Origin of the sequence: Methylobacterium sp. W2 (assembly GCF_020662345.1) — a bacterium.
In the GTDB taxonomy this organism is placed as follows: domain Bacteria; phylum Pseudomonadota; class Alphaproteobacteria; order Rhizobiales; family Beijerinckiaceae; genus Methylobacterium.
The window spans coordinates 1-869 of the sequence record NZ_VMOA01000096.1 but is presented as its reverse complement, the minus strand read 5'-3'; the positions used below and the strand labels follow the sequence as shown (position 1 = coordinate 869).

Sequence of the window (869 nt, the reverse complement as noted above, 5' to 3'; positions counted from 1 at the left end):
CCCTAGAGGCTGTTATGGACCTGAGCGGTCTGGAATCCAGATGAGGAGGCATGCCCTCTTCGCGCCAAGCCTACCCGTCCGACGTTTCCGATGATGAATGGGCGCTGGTCGCGCCGTACCTGACGCTGCTGCGCGAGGATGCGGGGCAGCGAGAGTCTTCGCTTCGCGAGGCGTTCAACGGATTGCGCTACGTGGTGAAGACGGGGGCCCCCTGGCGATGGATGCCCCACGACCTCCCGCCCTGAGAAGCCGTCTACCAGCAGGCGCAGCGCTGGCTGGCGGCAGGCTGCTTCGAGCAACTGGCCGACGATCTGCGGGCGCTCCTGCGCCTGGCTTCCGCGCGTTCTCCTGAGCCGAGCGCGGCGATCCTCGACAGTCGAACCTTGCGCTCGACGCCCGAGAGCGGCGAGCGGGCCGGCTACGATGGCGCCAAGCGCCAAGAGGGGTCGAAGGTCCACTTGGCCGTCGACACCCTGGGCCACCTCCTAGCCCTGCACGTCACCCCCGCCGATGCCGACGACCGTGCCCAGGTCGGGCATCTGGCGAAGGCCGTGCAGGCCGCCACCGGGGATAGCGTCGATCTGGCCTATGTCGACCAGGGCTACACCGGGGAAAAGCCGGCCAAGGCCGCCCGCGAACACGGCATCGAACTGGAGGTCGTCAAACTCCCGGAGGCCAAGCGCGGCTTCGTGCTGCTGCCGCGCCGCTGGGTCGTGGAGCGTTCCTTCGCCTGGGCGACGCGCTTCCGCCGCCTCGCCAAGGATTACGAGCGCTATCCCAGCACACTCGCCGATCTCCACATCGTCGCCTTCGTCTGCCTCATGCTCAAACAGGCCGCTCAACTGGCAAACGGTTCATAACAGCCTCTA

Annotated in this window: 1 pseudogene; it reads left to right on the top strand. The window is 67.2% G+C overall.

The features are described 5' to 3' along the window. Window positions 1-50 precede the first annotated feature (50 nt). A pseudogene (locus tag FPV16_RS25870) lies at window positions 51-860 on the top strand (IS5 family transposase). The last annotated feature ends 9 nt before the right edge of the window (window positions 861-869 follow it).